Consider the following 17,607-nt stretch of genomic DNA (forward strand, 5'->3'; position numbering starts at 1 on the left):
TTCGATTGCGCGCCGCTACAGGTAGCAGCCCGTCGCGCTTGAGCCGGGCGCGGATCCGGGTGTTGAGCTCGCGCACGTCCTTGTTCCAGCCGGTCAGCACCGCCCGTGACCGCTGCGCCCCGTCGGGATCGAGGCGGCTGCCCGTGTAGGCGTCGACCAGCGCCTGGATCGTGGCCTCGCGGTCCGCCCCCCAGGTGATCGCGCCGCCGCGGTCATAGGCTTCCAGCGCGCTCGCGGTCCGGCCCGCGGCGAAGTCGACGCTCGCCGCCCGCATCCAGGCTCCCTCCGCCTCGCTGCGCCCACGCTGCCGCTGGATCTCGTCCATCCGGCTCGCACCCAGCGCCCGCACCAGCAGCCGCATCGGCGCGCCCGCCGCCACCGGGGCGAGCTGGCGCGTGTCACCGCTCAAGACCAGCTTCGCTCCGGCCGCGCCCGTCGCCTCGACCAGCGCGGCGAGATCCCGCGTGCCGATCATCCCGGCCTCGTCGGCGATCACGGTCGTCCGTGGCCCCAGCGCGATCTCACCCTTGCGAACCCGGTTGAGGAACCCGGTCACCGCCCGCGCCATCGCCTCGGGAGTGGCCGTGTCGGTCCGGACCACGTCGACCGCCTTCCACGATGGCGCGATCACCCAGACCTCGCCACCGCAGACCCGCACGGCATCGGCGACGCTGGCCATGGCAAACGACTTGCCCGAGCCGGCGCTACCCTCGACCACGCTGACCCCGTCGCGGTTGAGCGCGTGCCGCACGGCCGCCCGCTGCTCCGCGCGCAGGCTCGGCCGCTCCGCCAGCACCCGCGCCACGACCTCGTCCGGGACGAACTCGCGCTCGTCCTGTCGGAGGTAGGCGCGGCGGAGCATCCCCCGCTCCGCCGCGATCATCTCAGGGGTCGCGTACACCGGCTCGCCCGCGTCCGAGCGCCCGACCGCCAACACTGTGCCGTCCCGGCGCAGCCGCTCGACCTCCTCCAGGACCGCATCGGCGTCGGCCTCGCATTGCAGCGCCTCCGCGACCCGGCGCACGAGCGCGCGCTTCTCCACCACCGCCTGCGTCGCCAGCGCCTCGGCGAGGCCGGCCTCGGCTAAGTTCTGCAGCCGCCTGGCCGCCGAGCCCGTCCGCTCCGCGCGGATCCCGTCCGCCGCGACCCGCACGCCCTCGAACAGCGCCGCACGCCTCCAGCCGGCCTGGACCAGCTGGCGCTCCCACTCTGCCTCCAGGACGGCGAGCGGCGTCTCCCGGTCCTTGCGCACCCGGGTGCCGTGGGCGGCGGCCTGGGCCGCGACCCGGTCCTCGGCCGTGTCGAACCCCCGCTCCCGCGCCGCCCGCTCGATCGCCGCCCGCCGCTTGGAGAACAGCTCCAGCACCGGCTCGGCCACCCCGGCGATCTCGAAGTTGCGCCCGGCTCGGACCGCCTCGTAGCCGAGCCCCAATCGCAGGCCGCTGGCCAGCTCGCTCCGGTACAGGGCCGCGATCCCGCCGGCGCTGCGCAGGATCGCGCGGTTGTCCAGGCCCCCGGTCGAGCCGTCGGCCCGGACGCACAGGTTGAGCAGCACGGCGTGGCTGTGCAGCTGCGGGTCCTGCGCCCGCGAGGTGAAGTGTCGGTACACCGCCGCGCTCACCCCCGCCGCCGGCGCCCGCTCCCGGCCCTGCGCCCCGGTCCGGGTCACGATCAGGCCGGCCGCGTGCGCGTAGTCCAGTGCCCGGCGCACCGCCCGGTCATGCGCCGCCAGGATCCGCGCGCGCTCCGTCGGTCCGGCAAACGCTGCCAGCACACTCACGCTCTTCGGCGCGGCGAACTGCAGATCGTAGCCGACGCTGCGCCGGCCGTTGGCCGAGGCCCGTACCAGCGGCTCGAGGCTCCCTGGGTCGCGCCCGGCCGCGAGGTCGCGCAGCACCCGCCCGTCCACCTCGGCCCCGTCCGGACAGAGGCGGAACGGATCGCCGGACTGGTCTTGACCGGAGCCGCGCGTCCACCACACGCCGTTGGCCTCGCCCGCGCCATTATCCGTGTAGTACGCGACCTGGTCGCGGCCTTCCGTGTGGCCGCGGCGCAGCGTCGCCAGCGCCCGGTCGAATGCCTTGGAATAGGCGGCCTCGAAGGCGGCGCTCCCCTCCGCCGCAACCGCTGCCGCCGTTTTGCGCGCGTACGCCGCAGCCGTGTCGTCGAGCGGGCTGTCTGGCGCGCTCAATCCGGCCTCGCGCCGGATCTGGCGCGCCATCGACTCGTAGTACTCGACGCTGGTGATCCGCGTGCAGGTCATCATCGCTAGGATCTCGCTTGAGCCTAGCCTGGACCTGCATCGTCGCTCGCCTGAGCCTCCGCCCGGTACAGGTCGACGATGAAGTCGCTGATCACCTGGATCTGGTCGCGCATCTCGGCCGCACTCACCTGGGCCTCGCGGGCGCTGGCCGCCGCGGCATCGGCGAGCTCAGCCAAGCGGGCCACCGTCTCGGACGGGCCGAGCGCGGCGGTCAGCGCCTCCTCGACGAACAGGTACGGCGCGATCCCGCGCGCCCGGGCCGCCGCCTCTACGGCGTCCCAGAGCGCCTCGTCCAGGGCGACACGGACGGGACGGCGGGCCATACGCGGGCTCCTGACAGCACAGTTTTGAAGCTCGGCAATAGCTTAGCGGCAAGCTCGACCGTTGCCCAGCACCATCGGTGCGTGATGTGTCTGGATTTTGGGTGGTAGGCCTGAGGTTATCCACAGGCTGCCCACGGCTATCGTGGCTGTAAGCTCGGCCGTGGTATCATGCTGGTCGTTCGGGGTGACGGGTACGTGCAGCCCGCAAATCTGCTCAGGCGCAACCGCGGCGCTCGGCGAGGCAAGACGGCAAGGCCCGGAGAAGCGTGAGGAGTGATGGCGATGGGCGAGGCTGTCGAACCCGATCCCTACAGCGAACTGCGTGGCTTCCTGCGCGAGCAGATCGAGCTCGCCCCGAGCCGCAAGCCGTCAGCGTATGAGGCGGTCAAGGCCGTGCTCCCGGAGATCAAGAAACTCAAGGCCAAGGGCAAGACCGACGCCGAGGTCCGCGAACTTCTCGAGCGGATGGGGATCAAGCTCAGCCTCGGCACCTTCCGGCAGTATGTCCGCAATGCCGTCAAGGAAGCGAAGGGCGAGTCCGTGAAGCGAACGCGCGGCAAAGCCAAAGCGAAGCCGAAGGGCAACGCGCCGCCAACGCGATCCGTGGGCTCGTCCGACACGGTGGAACACGGGCGCCGGCCTGGGCCGGCAGCGGGACAGACGACTGCCGAGCCGCGCGTCGCCCCACGCGATGGTGCCCTTATGGGCAAGGAGGCCACGAGCCACAGGCTCAGCGACGACAATCTGTGACGTCACGGCTCGGCAGCGCCGTGCGTGCACCCACGGACCGGACGACCCGAGATCGTACTGGCGGCTACGAGGAGGGGCGTCGCCGCCAGTTCAGCTCACTTCAGCAGCCAAGCCACAGGCCTCGCCGTGACGAGACGGCTGAGCAGGCGTCGCGCCACGAGTGCCGCCAGACCGGCTACGATAATCAGCCAGACCGGTCCCCAGTCCGCGAGCCAATCCCGTAAGGCGAAATACGACGCGTCCCAGAAGCCTCCGACCGGTGGCACGGTGCCCTCGATCCAGAGCGGGAGCCTGCAGTACTGGCGCTTCTGTCCCGAGTCCCACTCGCGCTGTAGCCGCCCACAGAACCTGTCCATCCGCTCGCGCAGGTCTGGATTGGCGGCGACCAGCTTGAGCCACTCGGGCCCGTCCGCGCGCGTGGATAGAACCGACCACTGCGCGGCGACGCTGGTGATCTCAGCCCGTCCGATCCTGTAGCCGACACCGCCGCACACGATGACGCTGGCCAGGATGATCCCGGCCGCCCAAAGCGCGACCTCGCGCGTGCGGGTGCGCTCCATCCTCCTGAAATGCTCGCTCGCGCTCGCCGCGACCGCCTCACCGGTGGTCTCCGCGAGCCTGGCGTGCGCCGCCTCGACCTTGGCGCTGGCCGCCTCAGCCACCGGACCGACCGCCCGCTTCGCCGCCTGCTCCACCCGCTCGGGAACCGCGTCGATCGCCTCCGGGATGGTCTGAGCCGCCTTCTCCAGCAAGCCGGCGACCGCCAGGTAGATGACGGTCGGCTCGTCGGGTCCGATGCCGATGTCCATCATCCGCCGCCACGTCAGGTCGCGGGTAGCCGGATCGAGCCCGAGGGCGGCGGCGGCCTTATCGAAACGGAGCTTGCCTTCGGGATCCATGGCGGTCCGGGAACAGGAGGAACAGCAGGGCGGGGAAGGATCGATCGCGTGCGGTCAGAGGCCGAGCAGGGGCCGTATCGGCTCGAGGGCGGCGGCGAAGTCCTCGCGGAACTTGCACACGTGCGACTGCTCGGCGATCGTGAGGGTCTGATCGTCCTCAGCGGCCGAGAAGGCGAGGTTCTCGGCATCGATCTTGGCGAAGGTCCCGGAGGGCATCGCCGGCAGGCTGATCTCGTGGCCGCCGAGTTCCTCCAGCAGGCGGCGGCGAACCTTGCCGCCCTTCTCGACGCCGCGCGCGTCGGTGAAGCCGTGCCAGAAGGGAAAGTCGCCCGTCGACTTGCCCCAGCGGGTGTTGCGCACCGCGACGTGATCGACGCGGTCGCCGACCAAGTCGATCCAGCGCGCCACGGATTGCGTCGCCCCGACCTCGGCGGAGATCAGGTGCAGGACGGTGATCCGATAGCCGTTCAGGTCGAAGCGCCTCAGCAACTGCTTGAGCCCGTCGCCCTGATCGGAAATCTCCATCAGATCCACGAGGCTGCCGCCGGCGAGGTCGTGGACGATGAGCCGCTCCCCTGACCGGAGACAGTTGACCAGGGTGGGGCGCTCCGCCTCGGCGCGCACGTTGTAGTAGTCGACCCCAGTGACCGGGTCCTGTTTATCGATCACCTTGCCGTCCGTGTCACGCGTGCCGAGCACCCGCACCAGGCCACCGACGCTGCCATCGGCATCGTAGGCGGCCACCCGGACGCCCTCGGTGCGCAGCTGATCGATCAAGGCGCGGCCCGTGACGCTCTTGCCGACGCCGCCCTTCTCGGAGGTGACGAAGACCGCCCTCTTCAGGACCGTGCCCCCGTTCCCGTCCACCTTCGATGCCTTCGCCATAACCATCCTTCCCGAACTATACGCGTGCATTTCCAAGCGGCTGAGCCGCGATCTCTCGGCTCAGCCGCTCGTCCCATTGGCCGGCGCGACGTCCATCGGCCGTTTGCAAGCCCCGCAGTCGAGCGCGATCTCGGGCTTCGCCCAGGCATTGGCTCCGCAAGCCGGGCACGTGTACTTCGTCTTGCTGGCGGCCTTCCGCTCGCGCGTCTCGCGCTCGAGCTCGCTTCCCAACTCGACGTACGGCACCGTATCCCCGCGCAGATCGACCAGCTCGGCACAGACTTGCGCGAAGCGTCCGCCGGGCTCGATGTAGTGGCTGACGCGCTGGCCGGTCTCCTTGCCGCCGGGCTCGCCGCTCGTGGACGGGATCAGCCCCACGGCTCGCATCATCCCTGCCCATTCCCGGTTGTGATAACCGCGGCGCGGCGGCGCGCCGAAATGCTTCTGTTGCAGGTGGGCCATCTCGTGGACCAAGGTCGAGAGGGTGTCCTCGACGCTGCACTCGGCGAAGAAGCTGGGGTTCAGTGCGATCTCGTCGATGATCTCGGTACCGTCCCGGGCCCCGAAACGGTCGCCGGCGAAGTAGCCGTAGGCTCTGTTCTTACGCTGCAGGGTGATGAGACAGGGCGGCAGCCTGGCTGAGAACAGGCGCTCGTTGAAGAACACATATGCGCCCGACAGCCCGAAGTAGGTTCGGCTGGTCGGGTCTGTTGTATCGTACGAAACAGAAGATCCTGGCTCGGGCTGAGCCTCATCGCCTATCGGAACGACGACGTCGTCGAACGTCGACCGCCTCTTATCAAATATAGAACTGAGATAAACAGTTTCATCTATAGGTTGCATGACGGTGTCCCATCGTGGAAAGATGGGACCGGTTCACGCAAGCCACGAAGGGCTCCGGTCTCTTCAGCGCCTGAAGAAGGCATCCTTCAGCGACCGGTGCGACCCGACCGCTGGCTCATCCGCACTGCGTCCACGAACGGGACTATCGGATGCCGGGGGCGAGGGGTGGGTCGGATCGGACGTCCGGGGCTGGGATCATCCCCGGACTGCCTCACCGCCGCACCAGCACAGGCCGGTCCGGAGGATGAACGCCGCAGAGCAGCGCTAACTTTTCGGACTGCCGATCTCAGAGCAGCGACAGTCCAGAGCCCCAGCACGTTCGTTGCCTGGGCCCGCATCTGCTGCCACGAACCGCCCAGCGGGTTCAAGCGACCAGCGCCGGTCTCGGCACGATCGACGAGGGCTGTCCACAGGTATGACGGTTGCGGGCGATGTCGTCTCGGGGTTTGGCTGCGTGCCCATGGAAGGAACCAGGCACGGTTCATGACTGTGCCTGGTTCGCTGATGACGGCTCCTATCGCCCGTGCATGGGCAGGCTCTGTGGGTCTGCTCAGCCGGAGCTGGCAGGCCGTGCGTTGCCGCGCAGGCAGGCGATCGCCTCCCGCAGTTCGACGGCGTGATCGACGAGCTTCCGCTTCAGGCGATGCGCCTCGGCAACGGTGTCCGGCAGGCGCGACAGCCGGTCCTCGAGCTCGCCGGTACGCAGCCCGCACGCGAGGTCTTCCAGGCGCTCCAACAGGTCGACGAAGGAGGCAGGTTCAGTCTGCTGTGTCTGGGTCTCTGGGATCATACTGTGTCTCCGTGTTGTTCAGTGGATGGTCGGATCGAGGGGTGCGACAGGCGCGACCGCGAGGGTTCGCCCGTCTGCGAAGGTCACGTTGACAGGACCGACCGCGGCCTCCAGGCCGTTGATCGGGTGACCGGCAGCGTCGGTGAGCCGGACAAAGCCCTCCGGCCAAGCGGCTGGCCGATCCGGTGCGGCACACGCGGTTCGCTCCCGGGCGGTCAGCACAGCCAGGGTCCGCTCCAGGCCGCCTTCGAGCGCGCGTGCGGCCGTCGCCGCCCGCCGCTCGGCGGCCTCGAGGCAGGCCTCCGCCGCGTCCGCGACCGTCTCGCAGCCGGCGATGCCCGCCCGGTGCGAACTCCGCTCGAGATCGCCGAGCGCCGCAACCAGGTCGGCCCAGGCCCGCTCCGCGCGTGCGGCCGAGTCGTCCAACAGCGTGAGGACGAGGTGGCGCGCCTCCGAGGGCGTCGGCAGGGACGCCCAGGCGACCATGTCGGCGATCGTCGCCGCGTCGGTGCGGTGCCCGACCGCGACCACCACGGGCACTGTAAGCGTGCCGATAGCCGCAGCGACCTCGCGGCTGTCGAGCGCCCTGGCTGGGCTGCCGCCGCCGCGCACGAGCAGCACCAGCCCCCGATCCTCGCAGCCCGCGTGCAGCTTCGCGGCCTCGTCCAGGCGCCGGATCAGCTCCGGGACCGCACCGGGGCCGTCGAAACGACATGCGAGATCATCGACTCGCAGGTGGCTGGCGTCCGCCAGCGCGTGCAGCGTCTCGGCGATGTCACTCCAGCCCTGGCCCGGCGGGTGCAGCACGCTCACCCGCGCGAGATGGTCAGGGCTCGGTAGCTGACGTTGTGCCTCGAGCAGGCCCGCCCGCCTCAGGCCATCGAGGATGCGGGCGCGTTCCAGCTCGGCCTCGGAAACCCGCCACGCCGGCTCGACTGCGATCACGTTGAGCCTGAGGCGGGCGTCCGACAGCCACGAGGCCGTGCAGGTCAGCGTGACGTCCCGATGTTCGAGCTCCATCGGATCGAACGGGCGCTCGAGCGCGGCGGCGATCCTGGCGCAGGCCTCCGCGCCGATCCGGGCGCTCACGACCGGGGCGTTACCGCCGAGGAAGCCGTGAGTGGGCACAAGGTCCAAGTCGTAGTTGCCCTGCCGCCGGGGCCGGACGTGGGCGACGGTGGCGCAGACGCGGAACGCTCGCGGCAGGCCGGTGCGCACCGCGCTGCCGGTGCGGGCCCAGAGTTCATGGATGTCGAACGTCGGCCCAGTCGGATCCGGCGGTGGCGGGAGGCCGGACCGGGGTCGCCCGGGTGATGGACCGCTCTCCGGTGTGGCCGGCGGGGCGCGGCGGAATTCGTGGATACGCACGGTTGAGGCTCGGATGTTCGTGGATAGCGAGAGGATGGGGTTGCCCGTCGTAGGGTCGGCCCGGACGCAGCACGTCCGGGCCGGGGTGATCAGAACGGCGCGTCGGAGGGCCAGCCGTCGCCTGGCGGGATGCGGGAGCGGATGAGCAGCTCATCGATCCTGTCGAGACGCGGCCGGTCCGCCCGCTCCAGCTCGCCGCGCAGGATCCGCTCGATCGCGGCCTGCACCGCGCCGGGGATCGGCGAGGAGTGCCAGGTGAGGTCGTCGACCGGCGTCGGAACTGGCCCGGCGAGCGTCAGCAACGGCGCGCCGAGGTCGAGGACGGCCTCCACCACGCGTGGGTCGCTGAACGTCCTTGCACCGATCGGACGGTCGCCCGTGACGATCAGCACCATGTCTGCGCCCGTCCAGTGTACGAACTCCGCGCCGTCGCGCAGGGCCTCGTGCACCGCGTCGGCATCGTCGAGATCAACCTCCCGCACGGCGAGATGAACGATCCGGCGTTCGTCCAGGTCCTGGAGCTGTAGCGCGAGCGCCTCCCAACGCGGACCGCCGCCCTCGGGTACGATCGCGAACAGCTGGCGGAGCTTGTCTGGGGCGCGGGCACGCCGCCACCGGCCCTGCTCTTCCAAATGCTGGCGCAGCTCCGCGTCGGCTGCAGCCTGCGCCGGGGTCGGCCAGTCGCTGGCAGAGACTACGAGGCGCGGGCCAAGCCGGGCATCGTACTCGACTTCGAAGCGGATCGGGATCGGCTCGCCCGGACGGATCCAAGACGGACCGAGGCCCAACAGGGCGGCTGCAGAAGCCAGCCAGTCCTGGTGGAGGTAGACATGTCCCCAGGTCGGACGGCTGGAGTCGGGGCCGGTGAGTAGGGCCCGGACCCCGGGCTTGTACCGGTGCGGCAGCACCTCCAGCAGCGCCTCTAGCCCCTCCTGCGAGGCTGGTGGGCATGCGGGATCCTGCGCGCCAGTGGGCACGGTGATGGTCATGTGTTTTCCTTGGATGCGAGGGGAGCGGAGCGAGCCCAAGCGGTCATCGCGGCGCGTCGGCGCCTGGGTGACTGTCCTGTTCGTCCTTCCCGGGATTTTCGTCGGATGACCCGACGCACCTTCACTCTCGTTCCTAGTATGGCCGGCGCGCAGGCGAGCGGCCCAACCTCCAGAATCTAAATTCCTCCCGCCCTCTGGGCTCACCCTGATGAGGCGATCAGGCCATCACTGGATGTCCGGACAGACTCCGCCCCTCGAGCGCTCACCGAGCCAGTGCGTTCGTCAGACCGTCCAGCGTCAGACCTTCAGCGCATGGCTCGGCCCGTGCTACCACCCGCGCGGATTCGCGGTTGATCGGATTGGTCGAGGTCGCCCGCTGCCTTCCGGCAGCATTTTGACGGTTCCGTTTTCCCCGATTCTGACAGGGTTAGAACTGTAGTAGGCGTGCTGGTTACACTTTTGACCCCTCCCTCTTGAGAGAAAGCGAGGGCCGCCTGCCCTCTTCGGTTCGAGAGAGGGTCTCCGCGGCGCGCCAGTCGGATCCAGGCGAGCCACTCGGCCGAGATGATGCGGATCACATTGGTGTCGTTGCGGAAGCCGGTGATCTGGCGCTCCTCGACGGTCAGCAGCCCGAGCCGGCGCGCCTCGCGGATCGCGTTCTTCACGGTCGAGCGGCATACGCCTGCAACGGCGGCCATATTCTCGATCGACAATCGGCAATCCTTTCGCCGCGCGACCTCGACCGCCACAAGGGCGAGGACTGCCTGTTCGGCCAGCGTGAACCTAGCCGCAAGCCCAGGCGGAAGCCGCCCCGAGGCGGCCCAGCGGCGCCGGCGCTCCATCGAGGCATCCGTGCGCGGGCGCGAGCCGACGGTCCTCTTGGCAGACACTGCGGGATCCTGAGCGGGCGCGCTATCGCCTGGGTTGGAGGCTGTCGGCGTGGCCAGAGAGAACCGTTGGCCAGCCGGTGTGTCGGTGCGCGCCTCAATCAGGCCGGACAGTGCCTCAGCCTCGGCCTCAGTGACTTTCCCTTCACCGTAGGCGCGCCAGAGCAGCGACGTTATCTGGGGCAAGGTGAGTCGGGTCGCTGCCTCAATCGCCCGGCGGATCTCGTCTGCAAACACGTGTCTCGGCCCTTATCCACAGGGCCACAGGGGGACGTTCGGCGGCGCAACGAGTGCGCTCCGTTCAAGACAAGCCGGTATCGTTGCGGGAATTGGCGTTCCCGCTTGACGCCAGGGGCGTCTTCATGGCTTGTGAGGAAGTGTCAGCGGCCTCACAGGCCATCTCGATTTTCGACGGGCTCCTCGTTTGGCGACGGGGGGCCCGTTGGCTTTTCAGGGTCCTACTGCGGCGGTTGCTCTCCTGAATGGCCGGCTCACGACTCGCCGAGGCGAGCATGGCTGGGGCTGCCCATGTCGGCCGGGCGACACGGCTAAGTCAACGTTGCGGGTGGCTGATGACGTTCTTCTTGCCGTCTTGAGCCACCCCATATTTCGGCAGCCGCCTCTCGTCGTTCGATGAACGTACCGCGCATGCTGGTCCGGCGGGGCGCGAGTACGCGGCTAGCGGGGACGACCGCCGCCACGGCATTTAGGTTGGCGCACAGCGTCTCGGCCAAAAGCTCGAACCGACTGAGCCGACGGATAAGCCTCGTCCATTACGGAAGACGGAACGGTCGAGATTTTCAGGGTTTTCCAGGAACCAGTCAGCTTCCTGACAGCTGTCTGGTTCCTTCACCCGAACTCTGGGCAGCTCATCTGGTAGCGTTCAGTCAAGCACACACTTGGAATTTCGGACAGCTTTCTGAAAGCCAACAGCTGTCCGACAGCTTTCTGGTGCCAAACAGAAGCGGTTAGGTTAACGCGATGCTTACCGCTAAGCTGGCAGCTTCCCGGAACCGGTTAGCTTTCCGACAGCTTCCTGGCACCTAACGGCTGCCCGGTAGCTTCTTGGAGCCAGACAGCTTCCAACGAGGTGTCTATGCCTGTCATCACGTTCTCATCGCCCAAAGGCGGCGCCGGAAAAACAACGGCTGCCTGCATCCTTGCAAGCATGCTGGCGGAGCAGGGGGCGACCGTCACCATCATCGACGCCGATCCCAATCAGTTCGTCCAGGAGTGGGCGCAGCTGCCAGGCCTGCCCGCCACCCTTCAGGTCGTAGGCGGTGCGACGGAAGAGACAATCATGGACAAGATTGAGGAGGCGGCCAGCATCACCGCCTTTGTGATCGTGGATCTGGAGGGCTTGGCGAGCCTCATGGTCAGCCACGCAATCTCGATGTCCGACTTGGTGGTGATCCCCGTACAGGGCTCGCAGTTCGACGCCTCGCAAGCCGCCCGTCAGATCGGGCTCATAAAGCGTACAGAGAAGCGCGGGGGGAGAGCCATTCCCTATACAGTGCTGATCACACGCACAAATCCCGCGATCATGCCCCACACCCTCAAGCACATCTTACAGAGCTTCGATGAGCGCGCGATCCCGGTCCTGAAAACCCGCCTGTGCGACCGCGAGGCCTACCGGGCCATGTTCTCCTATGGTGGCACGCTGCAGGGCCTGGCAGGGAAGGGTGTCGCCAACACAGCCGTGGCGATCAACAACGCGGCCGAGTACGCCGCAGAGATTGTGCAGCGCCTGCGCGACAAGCGCGAGCAGGCCAAGGAGGTTGCATGATGCCCGGTCAGCCCAAGCCTGAACGCACCGATCCACTCGGCAAGCTCGACTTCGGCGGACTGGACGACTTCAAGCCCACGCCACGCGCCGCTCAGCAGCCGAAGCCACCGGCAGAGACAATTCGTGCTGTCTCTGAAGCGGAGGGCTTCCCCAGCCGCGAGTCCGCCCCGCGCGAGAAGGCGAAGCCAGCCTCGGCCAAGGTCGAACAGCGCCGCTACCGCACCGGCCGCAATAAACAGCTTAGCCTCAAGGTGACGGAAGAGACTGCCCAGCGCTTCACCCGCCTCGCCGACGAGCAGCGCTTGGTTCTCGGCGAATTGCTTGAGAGGGCGCTTGACGCTTACGAGACCGCCCACAAAAGGGAATGACCTTTCAGAAATCCGTTAGGCACCAAACAGGAAGCCGATAGAAGCCAGACAGCTTCCAGGAAGCCCCAAGGTACTTCCCACACGAGGCACAGCCAAGGTGTGAGAGGCCAAGCCAAGCTCAGGCGCCGCCGTTCGCATAAGGGCGGCTTACGGAACACCGGTGCGGTGAACGCAGCCCGCGCTATGCTTCCCTGGAATATTTGCCAGCCCCGTCTCGATCGTCGCCTCGAACCGAGAGACCGACCCGCAGCAGTTGAGCGGGCGGCTGGTTCTCGTGCGCGTCACCAGCGCAGCAGGCGCGGCCCTAGCATGGCACCAACGAGCGTGCAGGACGCGATGGTGCCCCCGTACCAGAGCGCTACGAACGGGACCGAGTCGTCCACGCAGTGCAGGGCGTAGCCCATCGCGCTGATACCACCGGCGACAAGGCCTACGAGCGCGCCAGTACGCACCAGGTCGGTTGGTGCAGCGAAGCGGCGCACAGCCCAGACCAGAATGGCGAACGGCACCACCGCGATGATCGGGATCGAGACGAGGCACTCTAGCCACATATGGCCGACCACCATCCGGTCCCAGTGCGCACTCGGCGCGGAGGCCAAGCTCAAGGCCGCGAGTGCCAAGAGGCCCGCAAAGGGTAGCAGCGCCGTCAGCACGCGGCCCCCGGATGCGCCGCCCGGGCGCGAAACCCGGGTGAGCAGGCGGGCTGCGAGGACGACGATGCCCGCCGTGAAGGCGAGCTTCAGCAGAAGGAAGCCCAGCGCGCCGGGCGCGGCAAGGTCTGGGCGGACGCCGAGCGCCAGGAGCGCGATGCAGAGCGCCGCGCCCGCGCCGAGCGCCACGGCCAGACCGATGCCACGGGTGAGCTGGCGACGGTCAGCCGGTCCACTGTTCGTGCTCAGGATCTCGATCAACTGATCCGTTCTCATCGTCCCTTGCCCTGACTGATGGCGGTTGCCATGGCCTTGATGCCGCGGTGCACGCTGACCTTGATGGCGGACTCCGACATGCCGCATCGCTGTGCCGCCTCCGCGACGCTCAACCCATCGAGCTTCACGAACCGGATTGCCCGCCGCATCTTCTCGGGCAAGCCGGCCAGCAGGCGATCGAGGTCATGCGCGCTCTCAGAGCCGGTATGATCGTCCCGCGCCTCGAAATCACCGGCATCCTCGATGGGCACGTCCGCCATGGAGAGGCGGTTGCGCCGCAGGTGGTCGATCAGCTTGTACCGAGCGATGGCCTGCACCCAGGGCGTGAACGGCTCGTCCGTATCGTAGGTATGCTGACGGGTGTGGATCGCCAGGAGCGCGTCCTGCACGAGATCCTCCGCCTCCGTCTGGCTCCGCCCGATGCGCGCCAGCTTGCCCCGGTAATAGGCTCGCAGGTGCTGGCTCAGCCGGTCCAGAAGCGTCCGATAGGCGGCTTTGTCCCCGTCCAAGGCGGCCCTCATCAGGCCCCTCAAGTCTCCCTCGCTCGCAATCATCGGGCACTCCTACCCAACTTCGGCGCGAAGCCGGCGGAGGTTACAATCGGTCGTCGGTCTGACCAGCTCTCCCGGATCGCGAGACAGGGCAGACCGGATGGTCCGCTGGCCGAAGACAGGCGCGCACCGCCAACTGTGTGTTCGGCGTGATCAGGTTTTCGGATCGGCCAACCGGGCGTGAGGTCGAAGAAATCCGTCATGGTTCTCGTCCTGGAATGTCACGGGTTCGCGCGCGCACGACAGGGCGCACGCGCTCGGTCGCCCGTCTTCCTCGGGAGACGCGACGGCGGTCACGGCCGGGGACCGCGCCTAGGCTCGGACGAGGAACTTGGGCGGAAAGGGATCGGGGTGGCCTGACAGGCCTACGCCTCGGATGCCGTCCACGGCGTAGGCAAGCGCGACCGCGACGACCTGCGGTGCGGCGGCGGACGGGACGACCGCGACGAAGCCGCAGCAGATGAGGGGGCAGGAGCGCGCGCCCGGACCCTTGGCACAGCCGTCACAGTCCTCGCAGCCGTCGGGCATCGCGGCGGGAGCCGACATATCCATCGGTGCGGAGGCGATTACGGTTTGCATGTGGGCGGCTTGGACGCCATGCAGCGCGAACCCCGCCATCAGGGCGAGGACCAGCAGACAGAAGCGGACGGAACGGCGCCGGACCCGGAACATCGGCGACGCACTAACAGCCCCGCACAATGCGGGAAAGGCCTCATGCCGCCTCCGGCGCTGGTCTGGGGTGCGGTCCTAAGGTCTTCTCGCTCGGCGGTCGCGCCTGCAACCGAAAGACGGCCGGCCCCGAACTCAGATTGAGAGCCGACCGTTCGGGTTGGGCCTTCATCCTCGCCGCCGGGGACAGAGGCGAACTTTTCGCCACGTAGCCGCGCGGGCCCCGTGGCGCTCGCCGAGCCGGCACCACCCGTACGCGCCCACGGTCAGCGGCATGAGCTCCAGCGACACGGCCTCAGGCACGGATTACCTCAAGGCCTGCCTCGTGTTCGAGGCCCGGTTTACCCGGGATCTCTTCTGCTTGGTGGCGAGGACGCACGCGATCCCGGACTTCCTGATCTGTCCGGCTTGGAGGTACCGGGGCACCCTCGACCGGTCCGGCGTCAGGCTAAGGGAGCTGACGACGAAGGCCGCTTGGGCTGCCTGGCACCGCGACGGCTTCCACGTCTTCACGTCTTCAATCGGCCAAGCCCAACGACGCGGTGAGAGCCGGCCTTGCTCGGCCGAGACGTGTCCTGGCCCGAAGCGCCGCAGACGCTGAACCGTCGCACCCCACAGCATGCGCAGGCCCGCAAGGCTTTCGTGAGCGCACTCGCACTGCGCTGCCCATCCGTGCCGCGGAGCCGGCCTTCCTCGTAACTATTCATTCCATCGTCCCGAACTCACGAGGGAAGGTTCGGACATCGAGATGGAAAGGAGGACACCGTGGAAGTCGCACCAGGGCTTCGTAACGGGCCCCGTTTTCCCTTGCAAACAGCTTCCGGGAATTCAGGTACTGCAGCCCGGAGGCAGTCTCACGGCAACCCTGATGCGGAACACCCTTGCTTCTTTCCCACCTGGTATCGCGTTCCCGGTCCATTACCTCGGCGCGATCCAGAAATTCCCGATGCTGGAGTCATCGGAGGAGTTCACGCTGGCGAAGAGCTGGCGGGACGGCGGCGACCGTGAGGCCGCGCATCGGCTCGTGACGTCGCACCTTCGCCTCGTGGCGAAGATCGCCATGGGCTATCGCGGCTACGGCCTGCCGATCGGCGAAGTCGTGTCCGAGGGCAACGTCGGCCTGATGCAGGCCGTCAAGCGCTTCGATCCCGACAAGGGGTTCCGGCTCGCCACCTACGCGGTGTGGTGGATCAGGGCGGCGATCCAGGAATACATCCTGCGCTCGTGGTCGCTGGTGAAGATGGGCACCACGGCGAACCAGAAGAAGCTGTTCTTCAACCTCCGCAAGGCCAAGGGCAAGATCTCGGCTCTGGACGAGGGCGACCTGCGTCCCGATCAGGTCAAGCAGCTCGCCACCCGCCTCGGTGTGCCCGAGCAGGACGTGATTGACATGAACCGGCGCCTGTCCGGCGACACGTCGCTCAACGCGCCCCTGCGCGAGGAGGGCGAGGGTGAGTGGCAGGACTGGCTGGTCGACAATTCCCAGAGCCAGGAGACCGTGCTGGCCCGCGAGCAGGAAGGACAGAACCGCCTCTCGGCCCTTCGGGACGCGTTGAGCGTGCTCAACCCGCGCGAGCGCCGCATCTTCGAGGCGCGGCGCTTGGCCGAGGATCCGATCACGCTGGAAGATCTCTCGGGCGAATTCAGGGTGTCGCGCGAGCGTATCCGGCAGATCGAGGTGCGCGCCTTCGAGAAGGTGAGCGCGGCTGTGCGAGATGAGATCGCACGCCGCGAAACCGTAGGCGCAGCCAGGAACGGCGGGTGAGCGTCGGCACTGCTGCGCGAATTGCCGGCGGGGCAGGTCGATGTCCGCCTCGCCCTCATCAGTTCGGCCCCTTTGGATCCGTCCCTTCCAATGTAACGAAAGGATTTTGCCCTCCGAACTCATGGGCAATGGCGCTGAACCGAGAGCGCCTTCTCTCGAATATCGGATAAGAGCATGAAATTCGCGCTTGCCCTCACCCTCGCAACACTGGTCTCGGCCGGCGCAGCATCGGCCGCGCCTGCCTGGCACGCACGCACGGGTGTCAAAAAGCGTTGGAACGGGACCCCGGATTGGAGTGGGCCCCTCGGGGTGGACAGAAGCGGGATTGGGAATTGACCGGGCAGCCGGGTTTTCGAAGGATGAAAGCCCATGGCACAGCACCGAAGCCACAGCGTCGCGTTCAAGCGGCAGGTGTCGCAGGAGTATCTTGGCGGCGAGACGCTGCACGGGCTCTCGAAGCGCCACGATCTCTCGCGCAACCTGATCCGGATCTGGGTCGAGAAATATCAGGCCGGTGGCCTGGATGAGGACGTCGCCGCCGCCGATCTTCTCCAAGTCTATGAGGCACGGATCGCTGCGCTTGAGCGACTGGTCGGACGGCAGGCACTCGAACTGGAGCTTCTAAAGGGGGCTCTACGGCCCGGACCCCGTCCGAGAAGCGGGCCTACCTGCGCGATCATCGGCCCAGCGGTCTCAGCCTCGCTGCGGGATGCAGGCTGATGGGACTGGCCCGGTCCACAGTCTATGACGTGTCGGTGCGCGCAGTGGACGACACCGCCATCGTCGAGGCGATGGCGACGATCTGCGACGCGTTCGAGCATTATGGCTGGCGTCGCGTCCAGGCGGCACTCCGTCAGAATGGCCTGCAGGTCAATCACAAGAAGGTCCGCCGCCTCATGCGCGAGCACGACCTTCAGCCTAAGATACGACGCCGCGTTACGAAGACGACCGACAGCGATCATGATCAGCCGATCTTTCCAAATCTTGCAAAGGAGGCGAGCATCGCCGGCCCCGACCAGCTCTGGGTGGCGGACATTACCTACGTGACGATCATCGGCGGCTTCGTCTACGTCGCCGTCATTCTCGATGCCTGGTCACGGCGGGTCGTCGGCTTCGCCCTTAGTCGCGCAATCGACGCGCGTCTCACCCTGGCCGCCCTCGGCATGGCAATCGAGGCCCGCAAACCACCGAAAGGCTGCGTCCACCATTCCGACCGTGGGTCGCAATACGCTGCCAAGACGTACCGTGAGCATCTCGCCAAGCACGGCTTGGCTGGCTCTATGGGACGACGCGGCAACCCTTATGACAATGCCAAGGCCGAGAGCTTCATGAAGACGCTCAAGGTTGAAGGCGTCTATCCCATGGCCTTCGAGACGTTCGCCGACGTGCTCGAAAGCTTGCCGCGCTTCATCGAAGAGACCTACAATAGGCGACGGCTCCACTCGGCGCTCGGCTATCTCAGCCCCGCGCAGTTCGAGGATCAACATACCCGGCTGATGGTCAAACCAGCAGCCTGATCCCGTCCACCCCGAGGGGCCCACTCCA

Annotated in this window: 18 protein-coding genes; 6 read left to right on the top strand and 12 right to left on the bottom strand. The window is 67.7% G+C overall.

The genetic code is table 11. The features are described 5' to 3' along the window. Positions 1–2,266 (bottom strand): MobF family relaxase (gene mobF / locus MFF22_RS00310; RefSeq protein WP_238247048.1); only part of this gene is annotated, 2,266 nt, incomplete at its 3' end. Positions 2,267–2,286: 20 nt separating this feature from the next. Then, positions 2,287–2,586 carry a hypothetical protein gene (locus MFF22_RS00315; RefSeq protein WP_238247050.1) on the bottom strand — a complete coding sequence of 100 codons (300 nt, stop codon included), beginning with the start codon at positions 2,584–2,586 and terminating at the stop codon, positions 2,287–2,289. Between the two features lie 282 nt (positions 2,587–2,868). Here MFF22_RS00315 and MFF22_RS00320 point away from each other — a divergent pair, with 282 nt between their 5' ends. Then, complete coding sequence (locus MFF22_RS00320; RefSeq protein ID WP_238247052.1) at positions 2,869–3,336, top strand: hypothetical protein; 468 nt, start codon at positions 2,869–2,871, stop codon at positions 3,334–3,336. 95 nt (positions 3,337–3,431) lie between these two features. On the opposite strand, the gene MFF22_RS00325 is transcribed toward MFF22_RS00320, so the two are convergent. The 7 genes from MFF22_RS00325 to MFF22_RS00355 form a co-directional block, all read right to left on the bottom strand. Further along, entirely contained in the window at positions 3,432–4,235 is an 804-nt protein-coding gene (locus MFF22_RS00325) for a hypothetical protein (protein WP_238247054.1), read from the bottom strand. A gap of 54 nt (positions 4,236–4,289) precedes the next feature. Then, positions 4,290–5,120 (bottom strand): nucleotide-binding protein, encoded by an 831-nt coding sequence (locus MFF22_RS00330; RefSeq protein ID WP_238247056.1) that lies wholly within the window; start codon positions 5,118–5,120, stop codon positions 4,290–4,292. A gap of 60 nt (positions 5,121–5,180) precedes the next feature. Then, positions 5,181–5,963 carry a SprT-like domain-containing protein gene (locus MFF22_RS00335; RefSeq protein ID WP_238247058.1) on the bottom strand — a complete coding sequence of 261 codons (783 nt, stop codon included), beginning with the start codon at positions 5,961–5,963 and terminating at the stop codon, positions 5,181–5,183. Positions 5,964–6,513: 550 nt separating this feature from the next. Further along, entirely contained in the window at positions 6,514–6,753 is a 240-nt protein-coding gene (locus MFF22_RS00340; protein ID WP_238247060.1) for a hypothetical protein, read from the bottom strand. 18 nt (positions 6,754–6,771) lie between these two features. Beyond that, positions 6,772–8,121 carry an exodeoxyribonuclease VII large subunit gene (locus tag MFF22_RS00345; protein ID WP_238247061.1) on the bottom strand — a complete coding sequence of 450 codons (1,350 nt, stop codon included), beginning with the start codon at positions 8,119–8,121 and terminating at the stop codon, positions 6,772–6,774. A gap of 89 nt (positions 8,122–8,210) precedes the next feature. Beyond that, positions 8,211–9,110, bottom strand: coding sequence for a hypothetical protein (locus MFF22_RS00350; RefSeq protein WP_142586201.1), 900 nt, complete (start codon positions 9,108–9,110; stop codon positions 8,211–8,213). Positions 9,111–9,415: 305 nt separating this feature from the next. Then, positions 9,416–10,234 (bottom strand): helix-turn-helix domain-containing protein, encoded by an 819-nt coding sequence (locus MFF22_RS00355; RefSeq protein ID WP_238247063.1) that lies wholly within the window; start codon positions 10,232–10,234, stop codon positions 9,416–9,418. A gap of 859 nt (positions 10,235–11,093) precedes the next feature. On the opposite strand from MFF22_RS00355, the gene MFF22_RS00360 reads away from it, so the two are divergent. Both MFF22_RS00360 and MFF22_RS00365 read left to right on the top strand, forming a co-directional pair. Beyond that, the gene (locus tag MFF22_RS00360) at positions 11,094–11,783 is read left to right on the top strand and encodes an AAA family ATPase (protein WP_179699263.1); all 690 of its coding nucleotides are present in this window, start codon (positions 11,094–11,096) and stop codon (positions 11,781–11,783) included. Further along, positions 11,780–12,151 (top strand): stability/partitioning determinant, encoded by a 372-nt coding sequence (locus MFF22_RS00365; RefSeq protein ID WP_238247065.1) that lies wholly within the window; start codon positions 11,780–11,782, stop codon positions 12,149–12,151. The genes MFF22_RS00360 and MFF22_RS00365 overlap by 4 nt, the downstream gene beginning before the upstream one ends. 281 nt (positions 12,152–12,432) lie before the next feature. Here the strand turns inward: MFF22_RS00365 and MFF22_RS00370 are convergent, their stop codons facing one another. From MFF22_RS00370 to MFF22_RS00380, 3 genes are all read right to left on the bottom strand, one after another. Next, on the bottom strand, positions 12,433–13,077 hold the full coding sequence (locus tag MFF22_RS00370) for an NrsF family protein (RefSeq protein ID WP_238247067.1): 645 nt from the start codon (positions 13,075–13,077) through the stop codon (positions 12,433–12,435). Then, positions 13,074–13,631: a sigma-70 family RNA polymerase sigma factor gene (locus MFF22_RS00375; RefSeq protein ID WP_238247069.1), complete on the bottom strand. Its 558-nt coding sequence runs from the start codon at positions 13,629–13,631 to the stop codon at positions 13,074–13,076. Before MFF22_RS00375 ends, MFF22_RS00370 begins: the two co-directional genes overlap by 4 nt. A gap of 309 nt (positions 13,632–13,940) precedes the next feature. Next, a complete protein-coding gene (locus tag MFF22_RS00380; RefSeq protein ID WP_007564032.1) occupies positions 13,941–14,300 on the bottom strand; it encodes a hypothetical protein in 360 nt (119 codons plus the stop codon). A gap of 865 nt (positions 14,301–15,165) precedes the next feature. Here MFF22_RS00380 and rpoH point away from each other — a divergent pair. From rpoH to MFF22_RS00395, 3 genes are all read left to right on the top strand, one after another. Further along, the gene (gene rpoH, locus MFF22_RS00385) at positions 15,166–16,062 is read left to right on the top strand and encodes an RNA polymerase sigma factor RpoH (protein ID WP_283206141.1); all 897 of its coding nucleotides are present in this window, start codon (positions 15,166–15,168) and stop codon (positions 16,060–16,062) included. Positions 16,063–16,431: 369 nt separating this feature from the next. Beyond that, positions 16,432–16,782 carry a transposase gene (locus MFF22_RS00390; protein WP_238247073.1) on the top strand — a complete coding sequence of 117 codons (351 nt, stop codon included), beginning with the start codon at positions 16,432–16,434 and terminating at the stop codon, positions 16,780–16,782. Then, positions 16,731–17,579 (top strand): IS3 family transposase, encoded by an 849-nt coding sequence (locus MFF22_RS00395; protein WP_238247075.1) that lies wholly within the window; start codon positions 16,731–16,733, stop codon positions 17,577–17,579. Before MFF22_RS00390 ends, MFF22_RS00395 begins: the two co-directional genes overlap by 52 nt. Positions 17,580–17,607: the final 28 nt, after the last annotated feature.

The organism is Methylobacterium persicinum (assembly GCF_022179525.1).
GTDB classification, from domain to species: Bacteria; Pseudomonadota; Alphaproteobacteria; order Rhizobiales; family Beijerinckiaceae; genus Methylobacterium; species Methylobacterium persicinum.

Bases quoted from the DNA above. Each gene is read 5' to 3' on its own strand.
- MFF22_RS00340 (WP_238247060.1), bottom strand. From the start codon at position 6,753: ATGATCCCAGAGACCCAGACACAGCAGACTGAACCTGCCTCCTTCGTC.
- MFF22_RS00380 (WP_007564032.1), bottom strand. From the start codon at position 14,300: ATGTTCCGGGTCCGGCGCCGTTCCGTCCGCTTCTGTCTGCTGGTCCTC.
- MFF22_RS00350 (WP_142586201.1), bottom strand. From the start codon at position 9,110: ATGACCATCACCGTGCCCACTGGCGCGCAGGATCCCGCATGCCCACCA.
- MFF22_RS00325 (WP_238247054.1), bottom strand. From the start codon at position 4,235: ATGGATCCCGAAGGCAAGCTCCGTTTCGATAAGGCCGCCGCCGCCCTC.
- MFF22_RS00320 (WP_238247052.1), top strand. From the start codon at position 2,869: ATGGGCGAGGCTGTCGAACCCGATCCCTACAGCGAACTGCGTGGCTTC.
- MFF22_RS00330 (WP_238247056.1), bottom strand. From the start codon at position 5,120: ATGGCGAAGGCATCGAAGGTGGACGGGAACGGGGGCACGGTCCTGAAG.
- MFF22_RS00370 (WP_238247067.1), bottom strand. From the start codon at position 13,077: ATGAGAACGGATCAGTTGATCGAGATCCTGAGCACGAACAGTGGACCG.
- rpoH (WP_283206141.1), top strand. From the start codon at position 15,166: ATGCGGAACACCCTTGCTTCTTTCCCACCTGGTATCGCGTTCCCGGTC.
- MFF22_RS00360 (WP_179699263.1), top strand. From the start codon at position 11,094: ATGCCTGTCATCACGTTCTCATCGCCCAAAGGCGGCGCCGGAAAAACA.
- MFF22_RS00315 (WP_238247050.1), bottom strand. From the start codon at position 2,586: ATGGCCCGCCGTCCCGTCCGTGTCGCCCTGGACGAGGCGCTCTGGGAC.
- MFF22_RS00365 (WP_238247065.1), top strand. From the start codon at position 11,780: ATGATGCCCGGTCAGCCCAAGCCTGAACGCACCGATCCACTCGGCAAG.
- MFF22_RS00335 (WP_238247058.1), bottom strand. From the start codon at position 5,963: ATGCAACCTATAGATGAAACTGTTTATCTCAGTTCTATATTTGATAAG.
- MFF22_RS00390 (WP_238247073.1), top strand. From the start codon at position 16,432: ATGGCACAGCACCGAAGCCACAGCGTCGCGTTCAAGCGGCAGGTGTCG.
- MFF22_RS00375 (WP_238247069.1), bottom strand. From the start codon at position 13,631: ATGATTGCGAGCGAGGGAGACTTGAGGGGCCTGATGAGGGCCGCCTTG.